Source organism: Herminiimonas sp. Marseille-P9896 (assembly GCF_903993245.1).
Lineage (GTDB): Bacteria > Pseudomonadota > Gammaproteobacteria > Burkholderiales > Burkholderiaceae_D > Oxalicibacterium > Oxalicibacterium contaminans.
In genome coordinates this window covers 312,316-338,193 of the sequence record NZ_CAJEVT010000002.1, presented here as the reverse complement: position 1 = coordinate 338,193, position 25,878 = coordinate 312,316, and the positions used below count along the sequence as shown (strand labels likewise).

The following is a 25,878-nucleotide window of genomic DNA, read 5'->3' as shown; positions in this document are numbered from 1 at the left end:
TTTCCGCAATTTTACGCGTTTTTTACTGCTTCACGGCATAACTCAGCTTGCAGGCAGCTTGTCCGGCACCACCGCACAAGGTGTATTTTTTCATCGCATTCAGATACTGTGCGGCTTTTTCCGGCGCAAGTCTCCACGGCAGGTTCATGGCTCGCTGCTCCATCGTCGCCGGCCTCCAGCCATATTGAATCTGGAAAAAATAATCCCTGCCCTCGGCATAGGCAATGAATGCCCCTTCCCCGTGTGGCGCGGCAGGACCATAAGCATCGCAAAAACCACCACTCACGGCAAATGGAATGCCATTGAAGGTATTTATTCTTTGCACCATTTGGGCATTTTTACCGGGACAAGCTTTTTGCGCATCTTCCATGAATTTTTGCAAAAGAATCGCCGCGAAATTCATTTTCTGGTCCCTGATCTGCTGCAGGATTTCAGGAGCTGGATACTTGAATCGCCTGACCAATAAATAACCGCCACGCCAAGATTCGATTGTTTCATCTTGAGGGATGTATTCAACGTAGTAATTACCGTCAGCCTCGCCTTCCATCCATGCCAGCCGCCATCCAGCAGGAGGCTCGAAATCAAGTCGTTCGCCTTGCACAGCGAAACTATCACCATCCGCTGCAGCAACACTACCCGCCAGCATGCATGAAATGATTGCCGCCAGGGCCACCTTACTCACTGTTTTCATTTGTCCCGCTTATTAAAATCAATATCGAATACCTGAAACCCGAAACTTAGCGCTGCATAGATTCCCACACCTTTTGCAAACGCTTGACCGATACCGGCATAGGCGTACGCAATTCCTGCGCAAACAGGGACACCCGCAACTCTTCCAGCAACCAGCGGAACTCCGTCATTTTCGGATCGCCGTGCCGCTCTTTCAGCGCACGCTGCCACGATGCCGCCGCCTGCTGCCACTCGGCCATCGAGCGTGCATCACGTGCCGGATCGGCGCGCAATTTATCGATACGCACATTGATGGCTTTCAGGTAGCGCGGGAAATGCGTGAGATTGCTGTAATCGTTGTCGGCGATGAAGCGCTTGCCAACCAGACCTTGCAGTTGCGACTGAAGATCGGCCACGGCCTGTGCATGTGCTTTTACCGTTTGCAGCTTCTTCGGCAACGCATGGTATTCGGTCAGGATCAGGCCTACCAGGCGTGCGATCTCATTCACCAGCAAACCGAGGCGTGATTTTCCTTCATCCTTGCGTGCATTGAATTGCTCGGCATTCTTAGGCAACGGTTCCTGCAGGCAGGCGCGTTCCAGTCCGGCGTGGATGATCTGGTCGCGCAACTCTTCCTGCGTACCCAGCGCCATGAATTGCATGCCCATTTGCTGCAAGCCAGGCACATTCTTTTCCAGATACTTCAGCTGTTCCTTCAGTTGCAAAGCCAGCAAGCGACGCAAGCCTATGCGGTGCACGCGTGCTGCTTCATCCGGATCATCAAACACTTCCAGATCGCAATGCGCACCTTTTTCCACCAGCGCCGGGAAACCGATCAGTGTCTGTTTGCCGCGCTGGATCTCCAGCAACTCGGGCAATTCACCAAAGGTCCAGCTGGTCAGGTTTTGATGGATGCCAGCCGCCGCAGGCGCAGCCTTGTTATTCGCAACAGGCGCTATTGCCTTACCGCCGGCTGCCGCCTGCGGCTGCACATTCGACGTCACCGGCGTTGCGGTTTTCTCAGCGATACGCTGGAAACTTTCACGTGCCTGGCCGCCAAATTCTGCGCGCAAAGCTCCGAGGTTGCGTCCCATCTCCAGCTGGCGTCCATGCTCATCGATCACCTTGAAATTCATGAATTGATGGGCGGACAAGGTTTCCAGTTTGTAGTCTGTGGTTTTGCTGGCGATGCCGGTTTGTTCACGTACGTCAGCAATCACTGCATCCAGCAGACTGCCTTTGCCGAAGGCATGGGCTTCCTGTACGCGATCACAGAAACCAGCCGCGTAATCCGGCAATGGTACGCAATGACGACGCAGCTTTTGCGGCAAGGACTTCAGCAGCAGATGCACTTTTTCCTTCAGCATGCCCGGCACCAGCCATTCGCAACGATCAGCCGACACCTGGTTCAGCGCATACAACGGAACCGCCAGCGTTACGCCATCACGCGGCGTACCCGGCTCGAAGTGATAGGACAAGGCCATATCGACGCCAGCGACATTCATCACTTTCGGGAATAGCTCGGTGGTGACACCGGCTGCTTCATGCCGCATCAGGTCATCGCGATTCAGGTAGAGCAACTTCGGCTCTTTGGCCGTCGCATCCTTGTGCCACTTCTCGAAGCTGATGCCATTGTGGACATCAGCCGGGATCAGCTTGTCGTAGAACGCGGCGATCAGCTCATCATCGACCAGCACGTCGAGGCGACGTGATTTGTGTTCGAGGTTTTCTATCTCGCGCACCAGCTTGTGGTTATGCGCAAAGAAAGGCGCGCGCGTTTCAAAGTCACCGCCGACCAGTGCATCACGAATAAAGATTTCACGCGCATCGGAAGGATTGATCAGGCCGTACTGGATGCGACGCTGGCTATACACCACGAGGCCGTAAAGAGTCGCACGCTCATAGGCGGATACCTGAGCCGTACGTTTTTCCCAGCGCGGTTCGCCATAGGATTTCTTCAGCAAATGACCGGCCACACGCTCCAGCCATTCCGGCTGTATCTGCGCGATGCAGCGTGCATACAGGCGCGTGGTGTCGACCAGCTCGGCCGCCATCACCCATTTGCCTGCTTTTTTGATCAGGCTGGAACCCGGCCAGATATGGAATTTGATACCGCGGGCACCTAGGTAATGCGGCTCATCCTCAGCCTTGAAGCCGATATTGCCGAGCAAACCGGTCAACAGTGCGGTGTGCAACTGTTCATAGGTAGCCGGTGCTTCGTTCAGGCGCCAGCCCTGCTCGCGCACAATAGTCAGCAACTGCGAATGCACATCGCGCCATTCACGCAGGCGTAATTGCGACAGGAAGTTGGCACGGCACTCTTCCTGCAACAAGCGATTCGATTTCTTGTGCGCGATCGCATCTTCAAACCATTTCCAGATTTTCAGATAGCTGCTGAATTCCGATTTTTCATCGGCGAATTTTTTGTGCGCATTGTCCGCCGCAGCCTGTGCTTCCATCGGCCGGTCACGCGGGTCTTGCACCGACAAGGCGGCAGCAATGATCAGCACTTCACTCAGGCAGACATTGTCTTTCGCCGCCAGGATCATGCGCCCTACGCGCGGGTCCAGTGGCAGTTTGGCGAGTTCACGACCCAGGCGTGTCAGCTTGTTTTCATCATCCACTGCGCCCAACTCTTGCAGCAACTGATAACCGTCTGCGATCGCACGGCCCAGCGGCGGTTCGATGAAGGGAAAAGTTTCCACATCGGTCAGATGCAGCGACTTCATGCGCAGGATGACGGAAGCCAGCGACGAGCGCAGGATTTCCGGCTCGGTGAATTTAGGTCGCAGCAAATAATCCTGTTCGTCATACAGACGGATACAGACACCAGCCGAGACACGACCACAACGACCGGCGCGCTGGTTCGCTGCCGATTGTGCAATCGGTTCTATCTGCAGCTGCTCAACCTTATTCCGATAGCTGTAGCGCTTGACGCGTGCCAGCCCGGCATCGACCACAAAGCGGATACCAGGCACAGTCAGCGACGTTTCGGCGACGTTGGTAGCCAGCACGATACGACGTGCATTCGATATCTTGAATACACGCTCCTGCTCCTGCACCGACAGACGGGCAAACAGCGGCAGGATTTCGACATGCGGCGGATGATGCTTGCGCAATGCCTCAGCAGCATCGCGTATCTCGCGCTCGCCGGGCAGGAACACCAGCACATCACCGGAACCTATACGCGCCAGTTCATCAACTGCATCTACCACAGCATCCATCAGGTCGCGCTGACCGCGTTCCTTGGCAGCGAGTGCGGAGCGTCGTGCTGCCGCTGCATCCGAGGTTGCATTCGGGTTGCTATCGGCATTCTTGTCAAACGGCTCGACCGGGCGATAACGCACCTCAACCGGATATAAACGACCTGACACTTCTATCACTGGTGCCAGCTTGCCGTTGCTGCCAAAGTGGCGCGCAAAGCGATCGGCATCGATAGTCGCCGAGGTGATGATCACTTTCAGGTCGGGACGCTTGGGCAACAACTGCTTCAGGTAGCCGAGCAGAAAGTCGATGTTCAGGCTGCGTTCATGCGCCTCATCGATGATGATGGTGTCGTACTGACGCAGCAGCGGATCAGTTTGCGTTTCCGCCAGCAAAATACCATCGGTCATCAGCTTGATCCACGCACCCTTGGTCAGGGTGTCGTTGAAGCGCACCTTGAAGCCGACGTGCTCGCCCAGCGGCGTACCGATTTCCTGCGCAATGCGCTTGGCAGTCGATGACGCCGCGATACGACGTGGTTGGGTGTGACCGATCAGGCCGTTCAGGCCGCGCCCGAGCTCCAGGCAAATCTTCGGCAATTGCGTGGTTTTGCCGGAGCCGGTTTCACCGCTGACGATGATGACCTGGTTGTTTTGGATCGCGCGCGCGATATCGTCGCGCTTGCCGGAAACCGGCAGCTCTTCGGGAAAGCTGATCGCCGGCAAAGGGTTGCGTACCGGCGGAGCGGATGGAGCCTGTGCCCGGGGCGCAGGACGCCGGGATGGAGCACCCGGCTTGGACTTGGATTCTGGAGCGGACATGTAGGGCAGAATTATACAGAGCAGTGTCGCATTTCGTCGTCAGTTCGCACAATCGATACGGGTTGCCGTGGTTATAATGCGTCTCATGGAAAACCAAGATCAATTCGTCCAGTGGCTGCGTTCGGTCGCGCCGTACATCCACGCCTTTCGCGGCAAGACCTTTGTGGTCGCCTTTCCGGGTGAACTGGTCAAGGATGGCGCGCTGCCGGTGCTGGCACAGGATCTGTCCCTGCTGCACGCGCTCGGCATCAAGGTCGTCATCGTGCATGGCTCACGCCCGCAAGTCGAAGAACAACTGGCGCTGCGCCACGTCGAAGCGCGTTTCCACGACGGCGTACGGATTACCGACGCCGCTGCGCTGGAGTGCGCGAAAGAAGCGGCCGGTGAATTGCGCCTCGATATCGAAGCTGCTTTCAGCCAGGGCTTGCCGAATACACCGATGGCGCATGCCGCGATCCGCATTATTTCCGGCAACTTCGTCACCGCTCGTCCGGTCGGCATCATAGACGGCGTAGACCTGGAATTAACAGGCGTTACGCGCAAGATCGCGTATGAAGCCATCCACCCCATCCTGAATGCCGGTGGCCTGGTCTTGTTGTCGCCACTCGGTTTCTCGCCTACCGGCGAAATTTTCAACCTGACGATGGAAGACGTTGCGGTGAATGCCGCCGTCGCGCTGCGCGCCGACAAACTGATTTTCATCACCGAAACACCAATGATCAAGGATATGGCCGGGGCCGATATCCATGAGCTGTCATCGCACCAGGTCGACGCAGTACTACAGCACGACTGCGTGCCAGCCGACGCCGCCTTCTATTTGCAACATGCGATGCAAGCCTGTAACGCTGGCGTGCCGCGTGCGCACATCGTGCCGTACTCTACCGATGGCTCAGCCTTGCTGGAATTGTTTACGCATGATGGCGTCGGCACCATGGTTTCTTTCGAGAACCTGGAAAGCCTGCGTGATGCGACGATTGAAGACGTCGGCGGTATCCTGAAACTGATCGAGCCGTATGAAGCCGACGGTACGCTGGTCAAGCGTGGTCGCGAACTGATAGAACGCGAAATTGATTACTTCTCCGTCATCGAGCATGACGGCGTGATCTTCGCCTGCGCTGCGCTCTACCCTTTCCCGGCAGAAAAAATGGCCGAGATGGCTTGCCTGATCGTCAATCCGGAAGTGCAGACGCAAGGCGATGGCGAGCGTTTGCTCAAGCATATGGAAAACCGCGCCCGTGCCGCTGGCCTGAAGAAACTGTTCGTGCTGACGACCCGTACCGCACACTGGTTCCTGAAACGCGGCTTCGTCCCGGCGACCGTGGACAGCCTGCCGAAAAATCGTCAGCAAATGTATAACTGGCAGCGAAAATCACTGGTTTTCACGAAAAACCTATAATGTCGCCTTCTTACCCGATATATGTCGGCGCGCCGGGTGCTTAAGCCCCTGACGCGACGAGATGGATAATCAACACTTATCAACACCCGCCGTACCCGCGTGACCTGAACGGCAACGCGATGCGGCTATAGAAAAGGACAGCACCATGACACGCATGATTCATTGCATCAAACTCGACAAGGAAGCGGAAGGCCTGGACTTCCCACCGTACCCGGGCGAGTTGGGCAAACGTATTTACGAAACCGTATCGAAAGAAGCGTGGGCTGCCTGGCTCAAACACCAGACCATGCTGGTCAATGAAAACCGCCTGAACCTGGCCGACGTACGCGCCCGTAAATACCTGGCAACGCAAATGGAAAAACACTTCTTCGGCGACGGTGCCGATGCAGCACAAGGTTACGTGCCACCAACCTACTGATTTGTTTCAGACACAAAAAAGCCCGCAAATCGCGGGCTTTTTTATTTGCATGCGAGCGTAAAAATCACGGACGCGCTATCGGTTCTATCCTGCGTTCATACAGGGAACCCGTCGCAGCCAAAATCTCACGCAAGAGCATGACGAAGCTGGATACCAGGCACAACATGGCCATGATGAAGAAGACCGCGATGAACTTGGATAACTCTATGCTGAGTGCATCGCCGAGGAATAGCGAGATGATGACCAGGCTGACCATCAGTGCGCACGCAGTACTCAGCACAATCGCGCGATTGATCAGGTGCGCCCGCGGATACAGGGTCACCAGTTCTGCGTTCAGATCCGCATGATGGATAGGATCCACCGTACGCAATTTGTCTTCCAATACACGTGAGCGATCAGTAATCCGGCCCAGACGATTGGTCAGGACCATCAGGTTGGTACCGACGCCGGTGAGCAAGAACACCGGCGCGACCGATAACTGGATAATGTGGCCTATATCCCCGACTTGAATTTCCATGGCAGTACTCTAAAAAATTAAACGGGATAAATGTAGTGGCACAGGCCGTATAACGCCCTGTTAACACCACGATATCATGCCTGAAGCAGGCCGCGACAGGCAAGAGACGGGCAAAAGCCGATCCCCGCCCCTATATATTATTTTTTCTCGACTTCGCCACCCAGTGCCACCACCAGGTCGCCCAGCATCTGGCTCAGTTCACCGGTCATCAGCATGATGTCGGAATCGAAGCGTTCATCATCATTTTGCGAGCTGGTTTCTGCATTTTCCTTGAGCACGTCCAACGGCGTCACGCGCTTGATGGTCAGCGATTCAGTCAACACAAACGAAATCTTGTCGGCCCAGGTCATGGCCAGACGCGTACATTGCTTGCCGGAAGCGATATGGCGACGCACATCTTCCGGCTCCAGCGTGTGGCGGACATAACGCACAGTCGCCTTGCCTTCGCTGGTGGCGCGTAATTCGGTGTCCTGATCCACGGTGAAACCATGCGGCGCGATATCTGCCGCCAGCCATTCCGTCATGGCGGTAACCGGCGATAGAGCAACGTGCAGCGTTTCCAGCGGCAATTTGTCGACCGATTTGACCAGCAGCTTGATCACTTCGTCGGCCTTGGCCGGGCTGCCGGCATCCACCACCATCCAGCCATTGACCGGATCAATCCAGACCCAGGTCTGACGCCAAACGCTGAAGGCACGCGGCAACAGGTCGTCGATGACCTCTTCCTTGAGTTCCTTCATTTGCTTGCGGCCCGGCTTGAAGCCTTGCTGCTCTTCGATTTCTGCTGCCTTGATCTTGGTGACCTGGTTAATCACGGTAGTCGGCAACAGCTTCTTCTCGGTACCGAGCAAGAGCAGCATTTGTTTGTTCAGTGCGTATACCAGCTCGCCGTTTTCGCGTGGTGAAACCCAGCCCTGGCTTTGCATTTCCAGGCTGGAGCAAGGCTGGAATGCGTGCGGCGCGAGATCAGCCGCCAATTGTTCTGCTGTAATGGCCCACGGCGCAGGAAGACGATATATCTGAAGATTCTTGAACCACATGGCTAGCCCCGGCAAAAAAAGGGGCTATTCTACACGCGACACCCTGCTCTGCCGCACACAAAATTTCATAAAACGGCGGGCATACCAGGCGGCAAAACCGGATAAGGCGCGGCCAGAACAAGATCCGTGATTACCTGCGGGAAAGCTCGTAAAAATGCCATCTTCTGCTGGCAAACACCGCGGAAACACTCACGGTAACGGGTATAATAGCGCTCACTTATCATCTGGCCGCCAGCCCTGCACGATGCAGCACGCACGGGCAAGCTTGATAGCCAGAAATTGATTACGGATTTTTTAAGTACACAGCATCAATAATTATCATCCCAATGTCCAAAAGCCCATCTCGCAAGCCGATCGAAATCAAGATTTCCACCGTCGTCGCCGTCTCGGCCATCCTGCGTGATGCCAACCTCGCCGTGCTCGATGCAGCCATGCAGGAAATGACCGGCGGCAACGCCGACTTCTTTGATGATGAATTCGCTGTGATCGACGTCGGCTCACTCGAACCTGCGGGCCAGGTCATCGACTGGCCAGCCATTACCGCCCTGCTCAAATCGTATCGCCTGAACGCCGTAGCAGTACGCAATGCGACGCCGGAAATGGCGAGCGAAGTACTGGCACACGGCCTGAGCCTGGATGGTTCGGTCAAGGAACGTGCTGCGGCAGCACCGAGCACACCGCAGCAAGCTGAAATCGAACTGGCACCGCCAGTCGCTGTCGCCGAACCGGAACCAGTCGTGGTGCAAACCGCGGCCCCTGCTCCGGCTGCGACCCAGTTCGCGGCCAACACCATGATCGTCGATACCCCGGTACGTGCCGGTCAGCGCATTTATGCGCGTGGTGCCGACCTGATCATCACTGCCGCAGTCAACAATGGCGCCGAAGTCATTGCTGACGGCAGCATCCATATTTACGCGCCGCTGCGTGGGCGCGCGCTGGCTGGTGCCAGCGGCAATACCGAAGCACGTATTTTCACCCTCAGCATGGAAGCCGAACTGGTGTCCATCGCTGGCATGTATCGCACTTTTGAAAATGGCTTTCCACAGGATCGCGCACAACAGGCGACGCAAGTCCGCCTGGTTGGCGATCGTATCGACATGCTGCCTATCAAGGCAGCGGCATAATAACTTAGCAGTTCTAATAAATAACGAAAGGGGTTTCCTTTGGCAAAAATCATCGTTGTAACGTCAGGTAAAGGCGGCGTCGGCAAAACGACCTCGAGCGCAAGCTTTGCATCTGGTTTGGCCATGCGCGGACATAAAACAGTCGTCATCGACTTTGACGTCGGCCTGCGTAACCTCGATTTGATCATGGGCTGCGAACGCCGCGTGGTGTATGACCTGATCAATGTCGTCAACAAAGAAGCAACGCTGAACCAGGCACTGATCAAGGACAAGCACTGCGACAACCTGTTCGTGCTGCCTGCTTCGCAAACCCGCGACAAGGATGCATTGAGCGAAGACGGCGTAGAACGCGTGCTGCAAGACCTCGCTGCAATGGACTTCGAATTCATCATCTGCGATTCGCCTGCAGGTATCGAACACGGTGCCGTGATGGCGCTGACCTTTGCTGACGAAGCCATCATCGTCACCAATCCTGAAGTGTCGTCGGTACGCGATTCGGATCGCATCCTCGGCATCATCCAGGCCAAATCGCGTCGCGCACTGAATGGCGGCGAACCAGTCAAGGAACACCTGCTGATTACCCGCTATGTACCTAAGCGCGTAGAAGCGGGTGAAATGCTGTCCTACACCGACGTGCAGGAAATCCTGCGCATACCGCTGGTCGGCATCATCCCTGAATCGGAATCCGTCCTGCACGCATCGAACGCAGGCAATCCGGCTATCCATATTGAAGGCAGTGAAGTTTCGGAAGCATATAAAGATGTCGTCTCGCGTTTCCTCGGAGAAGACGTTCCGCTGCGATTTACCGACTACGAAAAACCTGGCTTTCTGCAGAGAATTTTTGGAGGTAAGTAATCATGGCGCTTTTGTCTTTTCTCTTCAATAGCAAGCCGAAGACTGCGAGTGCAGCCAAGGAACGCTTGCAGATCATCATCGCGCGTGAGCGCAATGGTCGTGCCGGTCCCGACTTCCTGCCTGCGCTGCATCAGGAACTGATCGCGGTGATCTCGAAGTACGTCAAGGTCAATCCTGACGACATCAAGATCTCGCTCAACAGCCAGGGCAACCTGGAAGTCCTGGACGTCAACGTCGTGCTGCCTGACGACGCAATTGAAGCAGTCAAGTAATCCGGGCCGTACTCATCACTGATTACGTCTATTACGTTTGATAGCGGATTCCGGCCAGCCCGGAATCCGGTAATTTCTCCCGCAGTGTCAAAAAAATAGCAGCGCCGTCAGCCTGCCCGCAGATGACGTATCATTTCACCTCCTTTATTAAGTGAGACCCCACCATGAAAACCAAAGCCGCCGTCGCCTGGAAAGCAGGACAACCGCTGACTATCGAAGAAGTGGAACTGGGTGGTCCACGTGAAGGCGAAGTGCTGGTCGAGATCAAAGCCACCGGCATTTGCCATACCGATTACTACACCCTTTCAGGTGCCGATCCTGAAGGCATCTTCCCTGCCATCCTCGGCCATGAAGGCGCGGGCGTGGTGGTCGAAGTCGGTCCGGGCGTAAAGAGCCTGAAGAAAGACGACCACGTCATTCCGCTCTACACACCGGAATGCCGCGAATGCAAATTCTGCCTGTCGCGCAAAACCAATCTGTGCCAAAAAATCCGCTCAACCCAGGGTCGCGGCCTGATGCCGGATGCAACCAGCCGCTTCTCCATCGATGGCAAGCCGCTGTTCCACTACATGGGCACCTCGACCTTCTCGAACTACATCGTGGTACCGGAAATCGCTCTGGCGAAAATCCGCGAAGACGCGCCGTTCGATAAAGTCTGCTACATCGGTTGCGGCGTCACCACTGGTGTAGGCGCCGTACTGTTCACCGCGAAAGTGGAAGCTGGCGCGAATGTAGTCGTATTCGGCCTCGGCGGTATCGGCCTCAACGTGATCCAGGCTGCCAAGATGGTAGGCGCCGACAAGATTATCGGTGTTGATTTGAATCCGGCGCGTGAAGCAATGGCACGCAAATTCGGCATGACGCATTTCATCAATCCGAGCAAAGTCGAAAACGTAGTTGACGCGATCGTGCAATTGACCGACGGCGGCGCAGACTACAGCTTCGAATGCATAGGCAATGTACACACCATGCGCCAGGCGCTGGAATGCTGCCACAAGGGCTGGGGCCAATCGATCGTGATCGGCGTGGCTGAAGCCGGTGCAGAAATCAGCACCCGTCCATTCCAACTGGTAACCGGTCGGGAATGGAAAGGCTCCGCTTTCGGCGGCGCACGTGGCCGCACCGACGTACCGAAGATTGTCGACTGGTACATGGAAGGTAAACTGAATATCGATGATCTGATCACGCACACGCTGCCGCTGGACCGGATCAATGAAGGTTTTGACTTGATGAAGAGCGGTGAATCGATACGCTCGGTTGTTATTTACTAATACGGGGAAGATGGTGGAACTGATCAGCCAACACGTATGCTTTGATGGCGTACAAGGATTTTATAAACAACAATCGAAAGAGACCGGCTTGCCGATGACTTTTTCGGTGTACCAGCCGCCACAGGCGAAGCACAAGAAAGTACCGGTGCTGTTCTATCTGGCCGGACTGACCTGTACCGAAGAAACCTTCATGATCAAGGGTGGCGCACAGCGCTACGCGGCTGAGCACGGCATCATGCTGGTCTCGCCGGATACCAGTCCACGCCGCACCGGCATCAAGGGTGCCAGCGACGCCTGGGATTTCGGCCATGGCGCAGGTTTCTATATCGACGCCACACAAGCACCGTGGTCGGATCATTTCCGCATGTACTCGTATGTCGTGCATGAATTGCGCAATACCATCATCAGTAACTTCCCTGCCCTCGCCGACCGCATCGGTGTGTTCGGTCATTCGATGGGTGGTCATGGCGCACTGACGCTGGCCTTGAAAAATCCGGACATCTACAAATCGGTTTCCGCATTTGCGCCTATCACTGCGCCTAGCCAGTGCCCTTGGGGTGAGAAGGCATTCTCCAACTACCTGGGCGCAGACCGCAGCACCTGGCTGGATCATGACGCCAGCGCGCTGATGCGGGCTCGCAAGACGCCATTCCCACAAGGCATCCTGATCGACCAGGGCCTGGACGATCAATTCCTGGATACGGAATTGCTGCCACATCAATTCGAGGCCGCGTGCTGGGCCGCCGATCAACCGCTGACCCTGCGTCGTCATCGCGGTTACGACCACAACTACTATTTCATTTCGACCTTCATGCAGGATCACATCGCCTATCACAGCGCGATCCTGAATAAGTAGGCTGAAATAGCAGGACGCACGCAAGGTTCTGCGAGATAAATAAAAAAGGGAGGGACAGAATTTCTGTCCCTCCCTTTTTGCATTACCGGCTTACGAACGACTGCTTAAAACTCTTCCCAGTCGTCGTTATTGCCCGGCACTGCTGCCTTGCTCGGCGCAGCTTTTCTTGTTTCAGCAACGGGTGCCGGTGCGCGCGTCACTGCAGCTACAGGTGCCGGAGCACGTACTGCGGTCGACTGTACCGTACGCGGTGCAGCCACATGTCCCGCTGCATAGCCACTACCGATCTGGAATACGCTGACCGCCTGCGCCAGGTTGCGCGCCTGATCCTGCAGCGATTCAGCAGCAGCCGCCGCTTCTTCCACCAATGCGGCATTTTGCTGGGTGACCTGATCCATCTGGCCGATAGCCTGGTTCACCTGCTCGATACCGTCGCTTTGTTCCTGGCTGGCTGCAGTAATTTCTGCCATGATGTCGGCCACGCGTTTCACGCCGTCGACGATCTCGTCCATGGTGGTACCCGCTTCCGCCACCAGCTTGCTACCGGCATCAACTTTCTCTACCGAGTCACCGATCAGCGCCTTGATTTCCTTCGCTGCGGCAGCCGAACGTTGTGCCAGATTCCGCACCTCGGTCGCCACTACCGCAAAGCCACGACCTTGTTCACCGGCACGTGCTGCTTCGACGGCGGCATTCAGCGCCAGGATGTTGGTTTGGAAGGCGATGCCATCGATCACGCCGATGATGTCGACAATCTTCTTCGCCGAATCATTGATGGAACCCATGGTGTTGACCACTTCCGATACCACCGTACCGCCCTTGACCGCAACTGCCGAAGCCGCCACTGCCAACTGATTGGCCTGACGCGAGTTGTCCGCATTTTGTTTTACGGTCGAAGTCAGTTCTTCCATCGAGGAAGCGGTTTCTTCGAGTGAGCTGGCTTGTTGCTCGGTACGCGACGACAAATCCAGGTTACCGCTGGCGATTTCACTGGAGGCGGTCGCTATCGTGTCGGTACCCATACGGATTTGCGTGACGGTTTTGGCCAGGCTGTCCTGCATGCGGCGCAAGGCTTTCAGCAACAGACCCGCTTCATCATCGCCCACCACCATGGTGCTGCGTGCAGTCAGGTCGCCTTCGGCAACTGATTCCGCCATCGACAGCGCTTCCTGCAATGGTTGGGTAATGCCTACCGTCAGACGCCATGCGATCAATGCGCCGAGTATCAATGCGATCACGGCGCCGATGATTAGCGTCATGCGACCTGAACCGTAATCGGCTGTAATCGATTGATCCGCCAGTTTCACTTCGTTCTGGTAATACGCCAGCACGTCACGCACGCTGTCTACATAAGCATCCAGCGCCGGGATCATTTTGCTATCGATCAGCTGTCTGGCTTCTGCCTCGTTGCCCTTGTCCTTAACGGCAAAGATCGCTTTACGCAGGTCTACATAGACTGCGCGCTTCTTGCCGACTTCGGCAAAGAGCTGCTTTTCTTCAGGGGTAACGAGCGAGGCTTCGACACCGTTCTGGAGTTCGGTAATTTGCTTGCTCTGGGCGGTAATTGCTTTCTGGAAGAATTGCTGTGTTTCCGGATCAGCACTCTTGACCAGGGCGAGGGTACGTATGCCGTTGACACTGGTTGCCAGCAGCCAGTCTTCCGCCGCCTTTTGTTTTTTCAGGGAATGATCAACCAGATTGCGGCTGGCATCATTAATATTTTCCAGTCGCATGATGCCGGTTGCGCCCATAGCAGCCACCAGCAACAAAATCAGGCCGAAACCCAGGCCCAGCCGTACACCTATTTTCATATTCGCGAAGCGCATCGTTTCTCCTTCAATATTTTATTTTTGTAATGCAAAAAACATTGTGTCTATTTCATCTTCCAGACCAAAATCGATGCACACCATACATCTGCAAAACCAGGAAAAGTCCATTATTTCCATTACCACTAAAAAATAGGAGTAATCTTCCACCATGCTTGTAAGTGCAATACCGACAACATGACATTCTGAAAATAAGTATGAAAACAAAGATAAATCTCATGTCATACGTAAGTCATTAACGGCAGCGAACCAGCAATATTGATGGTCAGGCACAAAAATAGTGCATGCTTATAAGAAAAACAAATATGAATAAATGCACAAAAAAATCCCTGCCACGCGACGGGCAGCGAAAAACATCATTGGGAATGTGAATTTGGTGACTCTATGAGGCCTGGATATACACTCAAGACTCCGCGTGTTTTATAGCGTAGTTAAGCCTGTGCAAGGCTGAGCAAATCTGACAAGACTGCCAGACTCAGAACCGCTCATAGCCTTTCAGGTAACGCCATTGGCCGACCGGCAAAGCTGCCATCGGCATGCGCGCCATGCGTATGCGCTTGAGGCCGACCAGTGTCAGCCCGACTTGTTCACACATGTATGCGATCTGGCCGCGCTGTATGCCCTTGCCAGCGAAACGCAGGCGCGTCTCGTTTTGCCAGCTCACCTTGACCGGGGCCAGAGCTTTGCGGTTCATGCTCAGACCATGGTTGAGCAACACCAGTCCACCGACCACCAGCTCACCGCTTACTTCTGCGATGTACTCCTGCTCTATGCTGGCAACGTCGTCGACCAGCTTGCGCGCGACGTGCCAGTCCTGTGTCAACACCAGCAAACCACTGGCCATGGTTTCCAGCTGGTCGGTAGCCTTCAGGTCTGTCGTGTGTTTTTTCAGGAAACGGATGCCGGAACGATCATCGGCATAGAGGTTTTCCGGCGTAATGCATTGCAGCACCGCATCGGCCTCCATACCGGCCGGTTTGTGCAACAAGATGGTGACAGGTGCTATCGCGACCAGGGTCGCATCCGGTGCCAGCACGACCTGCTGCTGCGGATCTACCCGATGTCCTGCTTCCTCAATCACCTTCCCGTCCACGCTGATCCAGCCGCCTTCTATATATTGCTCGGCGACGCTGCGCGAGCAGGCCAGTACTTCGGCAACACGTTTGGAGAGGCGGATAGAGTCAACCATGATCATGCAATCTGAAAAAGAGGTGTATTGTCAGCTTGCCGCACAGTCGCTGCAAGCCTTTTAGCGCACAACGTGCAGATAAAGGATTGAATATAAAAAGAAAACGGCTCCACGAGGGAGCCGCTTTTATGTCGATGCGCTAAAGCGTATTCAGGCTGCTTTTGCTTGCGAGCTATCTGCCTGGGCAGAAATATCGACCGTCTCAGGTATGCCATCACTTTGCCAGCGATCGAATTCAGCCATGATCGCCTTGTGTGTTTTCTGGCTGATTTCCGGCAAAACACCGCCCAGCATTTCAGTCGCTTCCTTGAAACCCTTCTCAACTGCAGCACGTATCGCTTCCAGTTTGGATGGATCACCACCGATCACGCTCTTGGCAAAATTCAGTATGCGCTCAGCGACTGCCTTGATACCGAATTCACCATCCTCCGCAATCGCAGCTTGCGCTTCCTCTATGGTCGCCGCATCCGTCGTCAGCTTTTGCTCACCGCTGACGACCTTGGCCAGGTTCAGGCCTTGCTGTTCGACCAAAGGCAGGATCAGGTTGATGATTTCCTTTACCTTGCGGTTCGATTCTTCCAGCATGGCCGCAACATCCGCCGGACGTGCCTGCGTGGTATTAGCTGCACTGGCGGCATTGCGCAAATCACCGTAAGTGCCGTCTTCTGCGGGCTGCGCGCCCAGCGTGACTTTGTCGGTAGCAGCGGCGTCACTTTTATCGGCCGGACGCTGGGCAGCCTCGCGCGCTGGAGTGGCAGGGGCAGTCGATGGTCTTTGCGTACTATTTAAAATACTAATGCTCATGTGAACTCCTTCATTCATAAGTTCATTCGTAAAAAATGATCGCATTGACAACACCGCATTCAAATTCGCCGCAATCGTATAAGGATTAACGGCTGAAAACAAGAAAAGCTGAGTAACACGCAAAACAGGTCGTGCGCTTTATTGCTGCAAAAGCAACATCAGATAAAAATATCCATGTAAATCAAGGTGCTACCCGACGTTAAGCCTCGTCGCCAAGCAGCAAAGCTGTCATACTGTCGCCTTCCTCGCCTGACGTGAAATGGCGTAGTCCCGGCGTTTGTAAGCTGGCCCGCTGTTTCCACCTTTGCATCTCATGAGCGCACAGCCAAAAAACCTGTTTTCCTATACCAGCCAGCGCCGCCGCGACCTCAAGCCCGCGCCCTTCCTGCCTATGTCACGTGCAGAAATGGACAAGCTCGGCTGGGATAGCTGCGATGTGATCCTGGTGACAGGCGATGCATATATTGATCACCCCAGCTTCGGCATGGCGCTGGTCGGTCGTTTGCTGGAATCGCAGGGCTTCCGCGTCGGCATCATCAGCCAGCCGGACTGGCTGTCGGCAGAACCCTTCCGTGCGCTCGGCAAACCGAACCTGTATTTCGGCATCACCGCTGGCAATATGGATTCGATGGTGAATCGCTACACTTCCGACCGCAAGATACGCTCGGACGACGCCTACACACCGCACGGCGAACCCAACAAGCGCCCGGATCGCGCCGTCACGGTGTACGCACAACGCGCACGTGAAGCCTATCCCGGCGTCAATATCGTCATCGGCAGCATAGAAGCCAGCCTGCGCCGCATTGCCCATTACGATTACTGGTCGGACAAGGTACGTCGCTCGGTACTGCCTGACTCCAAGGCCGACATCCTGATCTTCGGCAATGCTGAACGTGCACTGGTCGACCTCACCCACCGCGTCGCCGCGGGTGAACCGATTTCATCGATACGTGATCTGCGCGGTACTGCCTTCATGGTGCCGCCCGGCTGGAAGCCAACACCGGAATGGACCGAAGCCAACTCGACCCGCGTCGATACGCCGGGCAAGGTAGAGCCGCATCCTGATCCGTATGAAATGAAGATGAAGGATCCGGAAGGCTGTAAAACTGAAAATGCAGCACCACCGGAACCCGCGGTCAAAGTCATCAAAATCATGAGCCGCGAAGAGCGCCGTCAAGCCGAACGCGAAGTGCGCAACAAAACAGTCGTACGACTGCCTGCATATGAAGTGGTCAAGGATGATCCGGTGCTGTACGCGCATGCATCGCGCGTCTTCCATCTCGAATCCAATCCGGGTAATGCCCGTGCGATGGTGCAGGCACACGGTGAACGTGACGTCTGGCTCAATCCGCCTCCGCTGCCGCTGGCGATGGATGAAATGGATGGCGTGTACGACATGAACTATGCCCGTGCGCCCCACCCCAGCTATGGCAAGGCACGCATACCGGCATGGGAAATGATCCGCTTCTCGGTCAACATCATGCGCGGCTGCTTTGGCGGCTGCACCTTCTGTTCGATCACCGAACATGAAGGCCGCATCATCCAGAGCCGTTCCGAACCGTCCATCCTGCGCGAAATCGAATTGATACGCGACAAGGTCAAAGGCTTTACCGGCACCATCTCCGACCTCGGCGGCCCGACTGCGAATATGTATCGCCTTGCCTGCAAGGATAAACGCATCGAGGAATCCTGCCGTCGCCTGTCCTGCGTTTACCCGAGCATCTGCTCCAACCTCGGCACCGACCACAGCAAGCTGATCCAGTTGTATCGCAAGGCGCGCGCAATTCCGGGCATCAAAAAAATCCTGGTCAGCTCCGGCCTGCGTTACGACCTCGCAGTGCGTTCACCTGAATACGTCAAGGAACTGGTGTCGCATCACGTTGGCGGCTTGCTGAAGATCGCACCTGAGCATTCGGAAGAAGGCCCGTTGTCCAAGATGATGAAGCCGGGCATGGGTGCGTACGACAAGTTCAAGGAACTGTTTGAAAAATATTCGAAGGAAGCAGGCAAGGAACAATACCTGATCCCTTACTTCATCGCGGCGCATCCGGGCACCACCGATGAAGACATGCTGAACCTGGCGCTGTGGCTGAAGAAAAACAATTTCCGCCTCGACCAGGTGCAGACCTTCATGCCGACGCCTATGGCATTGGCAACCACCATGTACCACACGCGCAAGAATCCTTTGCGCAAGGTGACGGAAGAATCGGAAGCGGTAGAAACCGTACGTACCGGCAAAATCCGCAAACTGCACAAAGCCTTCCTGCGTTATCACGATCCGGAAAACTGGGAAATCCTGCGCGAAGGCTTGCAACGCATGGGGCGCAGCGACCTGATAGGCAGCGGTGAACATCATCTGGTGCCGCGCCATGCGGCACCGTCACGTGCCATCATCGCCGCCGAGCACCGCCGCGAAACACCCGGCCCTAACCAGCTGGCGAAGAAATTCGGCCAAAACAAGCCGCGTCCAGGTGCCGCCGTGGTCCGTACCCCGGTCGCACGCAATAAGGGCACTACCGTCACCGCCAGGCCGGGACGCAAGGCAACGACAGTCAGCAACCGTGGCGGCCGCAAGTAAGCTTTTCCAGTTACCCGTGCCGCCCTGTTGTTAACTGGTTTTTTAGCTATGACGGGCGCGATAAAACAGCTGATTTGCGCTTGCACAAAAATTCCGGCGTCCTACCTCCTTTCTGATTTTCGGTTATTCTTCCGCCAAAGTTACCGCGCTTGAAATGACGGAAGTATCGATAGGGGATCACCAATTGAGCAATTTATACACGCGCCGACTCGCACTACTCGCAGACGACGCGCATCGCGGCCTGCTAAACCAGGGACGCCGCGGCATAGAGCGGGAGACGCTACGCGTAGACGCGCAAGGCCAGCTCGCACTGGGGCCGCATCCACGTGCGCTAGGCTCGGCGCTGACCAATCCGCAAATTACGACCGACTATTCCGAATCCCTGCTGGAATTCATTACCCCGGCCGAGCACGATGTGGCTACCGCGCTGGAAGAACTGGATCGCATACACCGCTTTGCCAATGCCAAGCTGGACCATGAACTACTGTGGAGCCAGTCCATGCCGTGTACGCTGCCAGAGGAAGCCGACATTCCTATCGCCTGGTACGGCACTTCGCACATCGGCATGATCAAGCATGTGTATCGCCGCGGCCTGGCGGTACGTTATGGCAAAGCGATGCAATGCATCGCCGGTCTGCACTACAACTACTCGCTGTCGGAAGATTTGTGGCGCGTCATTAAGAAAAATGAAGCCAGCCAGCTGGATGACAAGTCTTATCAGTCCGAAAGCTATATCGCACTGATCCGCAACTTCCAGCGCTATAGCTGGTTGCTGATGTATCTGTTCGGAGCCTCACCTGCACTGTCCACGCACTTCCTGCGTGGTCGTCAGCACGAACTGGCAACCTTGTCCGACGACACGCTATACCTGCCATACGCCACCAGCCTGCGTATGAGCGACCTCGGCTACCAGAACAATGCGCAAGCGGGGCTGATGCCGCCGTATAACGATCTGGAAAGCTATATGCGCAACCTGTCACGCGCAGTACGCCAGCCCTACCCTGCGTATGAAGCGATAGGCACACGCCGCGATGGTGAGTGGATACAGCTCAACACCAATCTGCTGCAAATCGAAAACGAGTATTACGCCACCATCCGTCCTAAGCGCGTCATCAACAGCGGCGAGCGTCCGGTCGAAGCATTGTGCGCACGCGGTGTGCAGTACATAGAAGTACGCTGCATGGATATCGATCCGTTTGAACCACTCGGCATCAGCCTGCCGACTTCGCGTTTCCTTGATGCCTTCCTGTTGTTCTGCGCACTGGACGATAGTCCGTTTACGGATGAAGCTAACAATCGTGAACGCACCGAAAACTTTGCCCGCACCGTCAAGGAGGGACGTCGTCCTGGCCTGCAACTGCAACGCGATGGCGTAGCAATCAAGCTGCAGGACTGGGGACTGGAATTACTGGAACGCATACAGTCAGCCGCCGATCTGCTGGACGCACAGCGCAATGACCAGCAACACGCGCAAGCACTGGCAGCACAAAAAGAAAAACTGCTGGATGCCAGCCTGACACCATCGGCGCGTGTACTGGCGGAACTGCAAGCGACCGATAAATCATTCGAGCAATTCGGTTTGCGCCAAAGCGTGGCACATGCGGAATACTTCCGTGCGCGTCCCTTGAATGCTGAAGAAAATGCCTATTTCGATACGCTGGCAAAGACTTCTATTGCCGAGCAGGAAGAAATGGAACGTGCGCAATGCGGTGACTTTGACGCCTTTGTCGCCGCATACAATCAAAGGACACCACAGCAATTGTGTGACTGATGTCCTGAACGACTACTGAGCTGATCAGACAGCCCCTGCACTACACGGTGCAGGGGCTTTTTTAATGGCTGCAAACAAAACACCATTCCGTGCAGCAAGAAAATTAACACGCAGCTTTAATGCACAGCTGCAAGCAATTGCCATTTTGATCTTGTGTACGCTAACGTACAGACCCCCTCATTGCAGGTCAGTAATCTCTCTCCATCGACGACGACATGATTGCGTCGTAGCTGATACCCAACCATATGCATCGGACACCTGTCCCCTGCTGATAAATCAACCGGAGAGTAAATTATGATCCTGAATAAATCCAAATCGAAATGGATGACCGCATTGTTTACCGCCGTTATGCTGACCGCTGTCGTCGGCTGCGCTTCGACCTCAAAAACAGAAGGCACAGGCGAATACGTCGATGACTCGTGGATCACCACCAAAGTAAAAGCGGCTATCGTCAATGAGCCGACTTTAAAAGCCACAGAGATCAATGTCGAAACCTTTAAAGGCACAGTCCAACTGAGCGGCTTCGTCAAACAGGCACAAGACATTCCGAAAGCAACCAGTGTTGCGCGTAGTGTCAAAGGCGTACAGGCTGTTAAAAACAATCTGATCGTCAAGTAAGCGCAATAAAAAAGAGGCCACGCTCGTGGCCTCTTTTTCGTCTGAAAATATACACCAACGACATTCCAGATCTGGAATAGTTCCCACTTGAATTATCAAGTCGCGTGTCAACGTATCGTAGTGAAAAACCGTTATTTGCGCTGTACCAGCATCGAACAAATAAACGATGCTGCACATGGATACAGCATGCAGAACTGCACTGTCATTTGCCGGAAACTGCATTATGATGAATGTTCGGCGCTGCAGCGTGTACCTGGCCAACGAATACTCATTACGCGTTGTTAAACCATATCTTTTATAAGGGAATTCATCATGCGCACATTAATGATCGGCAGCCTTGCCGCAGTACTAGCCCTCTCCGGCTGTGCCAATATGTCTGAAACAGAACGCGGTACCGCACAAGGTGCAGGTATAGGCGCAGGCGTGGGTGCGCTGCTCGGCGGCATCACCGGCGGCTCGCGCAACATCGCAGGCGGCGCAGCAATCGGTGGCGTGATTGGTGCAGTCGCAGGTAACGTCTGGTCCAGCCGCATGGAAAATCAAAAGCGTCAGATGGAACAGGCAACCCAGGGCACTGGCGTACAAGTCAGCCAGACCGCGGACAATCGCCTGAAGCTGGAAATCCCTAGCGACATTTCGTTTGCTACCGGTCGTTCCGATATCAATCCTAGCCTGCAACCTATCCTTGATCGCTTTGCTTCCGGCCTGGTAGAAAACCCAACCGCTACTGTCACCATCATCGGTCATACCGATAGCACCGGTACCGATGCGATCAACAATCCATTGTCCTTTGATCGTGCTGCACGTACCCGCGATTACCTCGCAGGTCGTGGCGTCTCACCACAACGCATCCAGGTAGATGGCCGTGGCAGCCGCGAACCGATCGCCAGCAACGGTGATGCAGCCGGTCGTGCACGTAATCGTCGTGTTGAAATCTTCGTCGCTGAACCACAACAGCAACAACCGCAACAACATCAGCCACAGCCTTTGCGCTAATCCGCATTAGTTGATGCCCACAAAAAAGCCCCGCATGCGGGGCTTTTTTCATAGCGGCAGCAAGCTAGTTCTTCAGCAAGCCTTCATACACTTTCTTGATGCCTGCATAGCACTCACAGATATGCGCTTCCAGGCCATCGCGATCCAGCACGGTAATCTGGCCACGGCTGTATTGAATCAAACCTTCATCCTGCAATTTGCGCGCTGCTTCGGTCACGCTCTCGCGGCGCACACCCAGCATATTGGCAATCAGGTCCTGCGTCATGCTGATCTTGTCACCCGGCAGTCTATCCAGGCTGAGTACCAGCCAGCGACACAGTTGTTGCACGATGGTGTGATGACGATTGCAGGCAACGGTATGCGCCATTTGCGTAAACAAAGCCTGTGTGAAGCGCAGCAGCAATTGTTGCATAGCGCCGCCGCGGGCAAATTCTTCGTTCAGGATGGAAGCCTTGATACGGAAACCGTAACCGGCGCTTTTGACAAAAGCACGGTGCAAGGATGCACCACCACCCATGAAGACATCTGCACCTACGATACCTTCGTAACCGATCACTGCGGTTTCCGAGGATGCACCGTCGGCAGTTTCATACAGCAGCGACACGATGCTGCTGGTGAGGAAGTAGACATACTGCATCTGTTCACCAGCTTCACATATCGTCGTACCAAAAGGCATGTCGACGAATTCCAGATGCTGCGACAGGCGAGCATAATCGGCTTCCGGCAAGGTTGCCAGCAAACCATTGTGTTGCGGGTGATGACCATGCAAACCGGCCAAAGCCCTGGGTGCTACTGGTCTGTGCTGTAGCGCATCGTAAGCAGCGTCACCCTTCATCCTCAACGCGGCAATCGCGTTGGAGTTCACAATCTGATGGCTTGCAACGGTGTTTCGATGGTTAGCGATCTGTGCCATGTGTTCCTCCCTGGATAGTCAAAATTTCCACGGTTTCATCATTGCACTGGCTAGCGCATATCAAAATCAGCGCATATCCCATTCTCGTGTGAGATCACACTGACAAAAAGATAACAAAAACATGTTTTTCGTTTGCATCTGGAAACTTTAATTCTCGCTTGGCAACATTTCCCTGCGAACAGGCAAAAAAAATAGCCCGCGTCCTTGTGGGAGCGGGCTGAATCCAATTCTTGAGGAGTTGGAGGAGACAGAGCCACTATACTGCACCGCAACATATAACCCAAGGATCAATTAATTATTTGCATAGTTGCGAATTCATATAACGCTGTCTTACTCCGTGGCAAAGCTGCTCTCTCCCCGGTACTCACTAATTAAACTGGGACAACATCGGAAATGCTTCTATCAGGAAACTTATCAGCGGTTTCGCGACAAACGCGCCGACGATACCCACCACCGAAATCGACAGCATGGCGATAGTCAGTCGCAAGGTCAGTCCACGATTGTGCGCGCGCAATACCAGCGGCAAGTTAATCAGGACACTCGCCAGCGAAGCGATCACCGCGCCGGTCGAGGCAACGTGCTCAGGTATCGAACCACCGGTCACCAGGCTGGCGGCTGCCGCCACCGCACTGGCACTGGACACCACACCACCAATCAGGCTGACCGCATAGAACCCGGCTTCACCAAAACCTTGTTGCGCAATCACACCCGCGATATGCAGGATCAGGAACAGCAAACCGTATTTCAATGCAGCGCTTAAAGAGAACGGCAAAGGCAGTGCAACGGTTTGCGTCTGTGCCTCTGCTGTCTTCTTCACGGTATCGGTATCGATGAAGAACCAGACTGCATTGATGACCAGCATCAGGACGAACGGAATCAATGCCGAAAATGCCGCCGCTGGTGCCAGTATCAATAGCAAGCCGCCGTTACGGATCAGCATCGCGGCGGTAGCCAGCAAAATACCGCGATAAGCTGCGCTGACAGTATCACGCTGATTATCACGCGCCCGCGAAGCCAACTCGCTGACGGTAATGCTGCTATTCACCAGACCACCGAGGAAGCCCGTCATCACAATGCCGCGCGTGCCGTACAACTTCCACAACACATAGTTGACGAAGCCGATACCGGCAATCAGGATCACTGTCACCCATGCCGCGCGCGGTTCTATCAGCTTCCACGGCCCTATCGCACCAACGGGCAGTGCCGGATAAATCACGATCGCCAGAATCGCCAGCAACAGCGCCGAGCGCATTTCATTTTCTGTCAGGCCGAGACTGAAACCGGTCAGCCTATCTTTCCACGCCAGCAGTGCGGTGACGATAACGATGATGGAAGCCGGTGTTGCGGTATGTCCCTTGCCGCACAAAATCCCCGCCACGCAGGTAATCAGCATCGCTGCCGAAGTCGTCAACTCGCTGCTGTCATCGGTGCGCAAACGCTGCACATTCAGGAAGACCGTCAGGATGCCGACCAGGAACAGAATCAGGTATGCATAGTTATCACCGAGTGTGCCACCCATTGCACCCAATAGCGCAATCAGCGAAAACGTGCGCAGCCCTGCTTCCTTGCCGCGACGCTCGCGCTCGAGGCCGATCAGCAAACCCAGTGCCAAAGCCAGACTTAAACGGGTGAGGCTGACCAGGTAAGGCCATTTAATTTCAGGCAGCGACATGCCGACCTGGATCAATGGTTCGACGACGGCGTTGGCAGTGTGTGGATCAGTCATGGGACATAAACAGAAAAAAACGTGTAACAAGCGACTATAAACCACCGGGTGGTAATTGTCCGCTCGGAGTCCGCATATGCATACGCACTTATGGCATACGCATCATTGTTCGCGAACGATTATTCAAGTAGCGGATGCAGACTACTAGTAAGGCTTGCGCCAGGGACTGCGCAATTCAAATCGGTTGCGCCAGCAAGTCGTCTATCTTTTGTTTGGTATCTGCGATCACCAGAGCCTTCGCTTCATCGCTGCTATGCGCTTCAAACGGACCGGCAAAACCTTGCGATATTTCTTCGCCCTGCGCACCATGCACTTCTATCTCGCTGGTGGCAGACCACAGGTTCTCGCTGACAGGCACAACGATGGTGAAAATCTCATATCCCTTATAAACAGCATCAGGCACTCGACTCATGATTCACTCCTCAAATAAGTGTGCATCACTACTTGCACATGCATTTACACAGTGAGAACGGAAAGTACAGTGGTGCTACGTCTATTCAATCAGTGTTCGCTTGGACCATTGCTATTCGGCGTCAGCATGGTCAGTGCCACCCGATGTGCTTCCGCTTCTGCTTCTTCTTTGGTGGGGAACACTGCATCCAGCGACACACGCTGATCGGGAAATACATTATTTCTGTGCATGGGATTATGTGAATGCCCGTAAATCGCCAGGTGTGCGACCCAGCCTGGTGCGCCTATCAACTCGACGGCGGAACATTCGACTTCATATTCACCAATTTTTTCAGACGGCATCTCTGTCTCCTTGTCAGCCTGACCATCCTAACATGGACCGCATTTACAGATTCGATGCCATCGCTGAAGCGGCTATCCACGCATGAGCATGTGCCTGACAGATTTAGTCTGTCTATAGAAAACCACGATATCCCATACACATGGGATCGCTATTGCCAGCGAGACACCCGATAATCACAAACAAATTACAACTCCATTGATGTCTCTTCGGGCCGCCCTGGCAACAAGGCGGCCCATGTTTTTTTCGGCTGCTTTCAAACA

Annotated in this window: 22 protein-coding genes; 11 read left to right on the top strand and 11 right to left on the bottom strand. The window is 54.8% G+C overall.

Annotation, left to right across the window (positions count from 1 at the left end):
* Positions 1-22: 22 nt before the first annotated feature.
* Both H7U06_RS07115 and hrpA read right to left on the bottom strand, forming a co-directional pair.
* Positions 23-691 (bottom strand): hypothetical protein, encoded by a 669-nt coding sequence (locus H7U06_RS07115; RefSeq protein ID WP_175625476.1) that lies wholly within the window; start codon positions 689-691, stop codon positions 23-25.
* 46 nt (positions 692-737) lie between these two features.
* Complete coding sequence (gene hrpA, locus H7U06_RS07110; protein WP_175625475.1) at positions 738-4,694, bottom strand: ATP-dependent RNA helicase HrpA; 3,957 nt, start codon at positions 4,692-4,694, stop codon at positions 738-740.
* An 85-nt stretch (positions 4,695-4,779) separates the two neighbouring features.
* On the opposite strand from hrpA, the gene argA reads away from it, so the two are divergent.
* On the top strand, positions 4,780-6,090 hold the full coding sequence (gene argA, locus H7U06_RS07105) for an amino-acid N-acetyltransferase (RefSeq protein WP_175625474.1): 1,311 nt from the start codon (positions 4,780-4,782) through the stop codon (positions 6,088-6,090).
* Between the two features lie 145 nt (positions 6,091-6,235).
* Positions 6,236-6,508 carry an oxidative damage protection protein gene (locus H7U06_RS07100; RefSeq protein ID WP_012079035.1) on the top strand — a complete coding sequence of 91 codons (273 nt, stop codon included), beginning with the start codon at positions 6,236-6,238 and terminating at the stop codon, positions 6,506-6,508.
* 64 nt (positions 6,509-6,572) lie between these two features.
* Here H7U06_RS07100 and H7U06_RS07095 read toward each other — a convergent pair whose 3' ends face one another.
* Complete coding sequence (locus H7U06_RS07095) at positions 6,573-7,025, bottom strand: DUF2721 domain-containing protein (RefSeq protein WP_175625473.1); 453 nt, start codon at positions 7,023-7,025, stop codon at positions 6,573-6,575.
* A 137-nt stretch (positions 7,026-7,162) separates the two neighbouring features.
* Positions 7,163-8,065 (bottom strand): recombination-associated protein RdgC, encoded by a 903-nt coding sequence (locus tag H7U06_RS07090; protein WP_175625472.1) that lies wholly within the window; start codon positions 8,063-8,065, stop codon positions 7,163-7,165.
* A 326-nt stretch (positions 8,066-8,391) separates the two neighbouring features.
* On the opposite strand from H7U06_RS07090, the gene minC reads away from it, so the two are divergent.
* The 5 genes from minC to fghA all read left to right on the top strand — a co-directional run bounded on the left by minC (position 8,392) and on the right by fghA (position 12,443).
* Positions 8,392-9,189, top strand: coding sequence for a septum site-determining protein MinC (minC, locus tag H7U06_RS07085; protein ID WP_175625471.1), 798 nt, complete (start codon positions 8,392-8,394; stop codon positions 9,187-9,189).
* 39 nt (positions 9,190-9,228) lie between these two features.
* On the top strand, positions 9,229-10,044 hold the full coding sequence (gene minD, locus H7U06_RS07080) for a septum site-determining protein MinD (RefSeq protein WP_012079031.1): 816 nt from the start codon (positions 9,229-9,231) through the stop codon (positions 10,042-10,044).
* A gap of 2 nt (positions 10,045-10,046) precedes the next feature.
* Positions 10,047-10,316, top strand: coding sequence for a cell division topological specificity factor MinE (gene minE / locus H7U06_RS07075; RefSeq protein ID WP_012079030.1), 270 nt, complete (start codon positions 10,047-10,049; stop codon positions 10,314-10,316).
* Between the two features lie 164 nt (positions 10,317-10,480).
* Positions 10,481-11,587, top strand: a complete 1,107-nt coding sequence (locus tag H7U06_RS07070; protein ID WP_175625470.1) for an S-(hydroxymethyl)glutathione dehydrogenase/class III alcohol dehydrogenase — start codon at positions 10,481-10,483, stop codon at positions 11,585-11,587.
* A gap of 10 nt (positions 11,588-11,597) precedes the next feature.
* Positions 11,598-12,443, top strand: a complete 846-nt coding sequence (fghA, locus tag H7U06_RS07065; protein ID WP_230089373.1) for an S-formylglutathione hydrolase — start codon at positions 11,598-11,600, stop codon at positions 12,441-12,443.
* A gap of 104 nt (positions 12,444-12,547) precedes the next feature.
* Here the strand turns inward: fghA and H7U06_RS07060 are convergent, their stop codons facing one another.
* The 3 genes from H7U06_RS07060 to H7U06_RS07050 all read right to left on the bottom strand — a co-directional run bounded on the left by H7U06_RS07060 (position 12,548) and on the right by H7U06_RS07050 (position 16,262).
* Positions 12,548-14,269, bottom strand: a complete 1,722-nt coding sequence (locus H7U06_RS07060; protein WP_175625468.1) for a methyl-accepting chemotaxis protein — start codon at positions 14,267-14,269, stop codon at positions 12,548-12,550.
* 475 nt (positions 14,270-14,744) lie between these two features.
* On the bottom strand, positions 14,745-15,458 hold the full coding sequence (locus H7U06_RS07055) for an rRNA pseudouridine synthase (protein ID WP_175625467.1): 714 nt from the start codon (positions 15,456-15,458) through the stop codon (positions 14,745-14,747).
* A 150-nt stretch (positions 15,459-15,608) separates the two neighbouring features.
* Entirely contained in the window at positions 15,609-16,262 is a 654-nt protein-coding gene (locus H7U06_RS07050; RefSeq protein ID WP_175625466.1) for a hypothetical protein, read from the bottom strand.
* Positions 16,263-16,653: 391 nt separating this feature from the next.
* Between H7U06_RS07050 and H7U06_RS07045 the strand changes: the two genes are divergently transcribed.
* The 4 genes from H7U06_RS07045 (at position 16,654) to H7U06_RS07030 (ending at position 22,225) form a co-directional block, all read left to right on the top strand.
* Entirely contained in the window at positions 16,654-18,840 is a 2,187-nt protein-coding gene (locus tag H7U06_RS07045; RefSeq protein ID WP_217703456.1) for a YgiQ family radical SAM protein, read from the top strand.
* Positions 18,841-19,024: 184 nt separating this feature from the next.
* Positions 19,025-20,611: a glutamate--cysteine ligase gene (gene gshA, locus H7U06_RS07040; protein ID WP_175625464.1), complete on the top strand. Its 1,587-nt coding sequence runs from the start codon at positions 19,025-19,027 to the stop codon at positions 20,609-20,611.
* Between the two features lie 294 nt (positions 20,612-20,905).
* Positions 20,906-21,229, top strand: coding sequence for a BON domain-containing protein (locus H7U06_RS07035; RefSeq protein WP_175625463.1), 324 nt, complete (start codon positions 20,906-20,908; stop codon positions 21,227-21,229).
* Positions 21,230-21,541: 312 nt separating this feature from the next.
* Complete coding sequence (locus H7U06_RS07030) at positions 21,542-22,225, top strand: OmpA family protein (RefSeq protein ID WP_175625462.1); 684 nt, start codon at positions 21,542-21,544, stop codon at positions 22,223-22,225.
* 64 nt (positions 22,226-22,289) lie between these two features.
* On the opposite strand, the gene H7U06_RS07025 is transcribed toward H7U06_RS07030, so the two are convergent.
* The 4 genes from H7U06_RS07025 to H7U06_RS07010 all read right to left on the bottom strand — a co-directional run bounded on the left by H7U06_RS07025 (position 22,290) and on the right by H7U06_RS07010 (position 25,617).
* Entirely contained in the window at positions 22,290-23,138 is an 849-nt protein-coding gene (locus tag H7U06_RS07025; RefSeq protein ID WP_175625461.1) for a Crp/Fnr family transcriptional regulator, read from the bottom strand.
* A 367-nt stretch (positions 23,139-23,505) separates the two neighbouring features.
* A complete protein-coding gene (locus tag H7U06_RS07020) occupies positions 23,506-24,864 on the bottom strand; it encodes an MgtC/SapB family protein (protein ID WP_175625460.1) in 1,359 nt (452 codons plus the stop codon).
* Between the two features lie 175 nt (positions 24,865-25,039).
* Positions 25,040-25,276, bottom strand: coding sequence for a hypothetical protein (locus H7U06_RS07015; protein ID WP_175625459.1), 237 nt, complete (start codon positions 25,274-25,276; stop codon positions 25,040-25,042).
* An 89-nt stretch (positions 25,277-25,365) separates the two neighbouring features.
* The gene (locus H7U06_RS07010) at positions 25,366-25,617 is read right to left on the bottom strand and encodes a hypothetical protein (RefSeq protein WP_175625458.1); all 252 of its coding nucleotides are present in this window, start codon (positions 25,615-25,617) and stop codon (positions 25,366-25,368) included.
* Positions 25,618-25,878 lie beyond the last annotated feature (261 nt).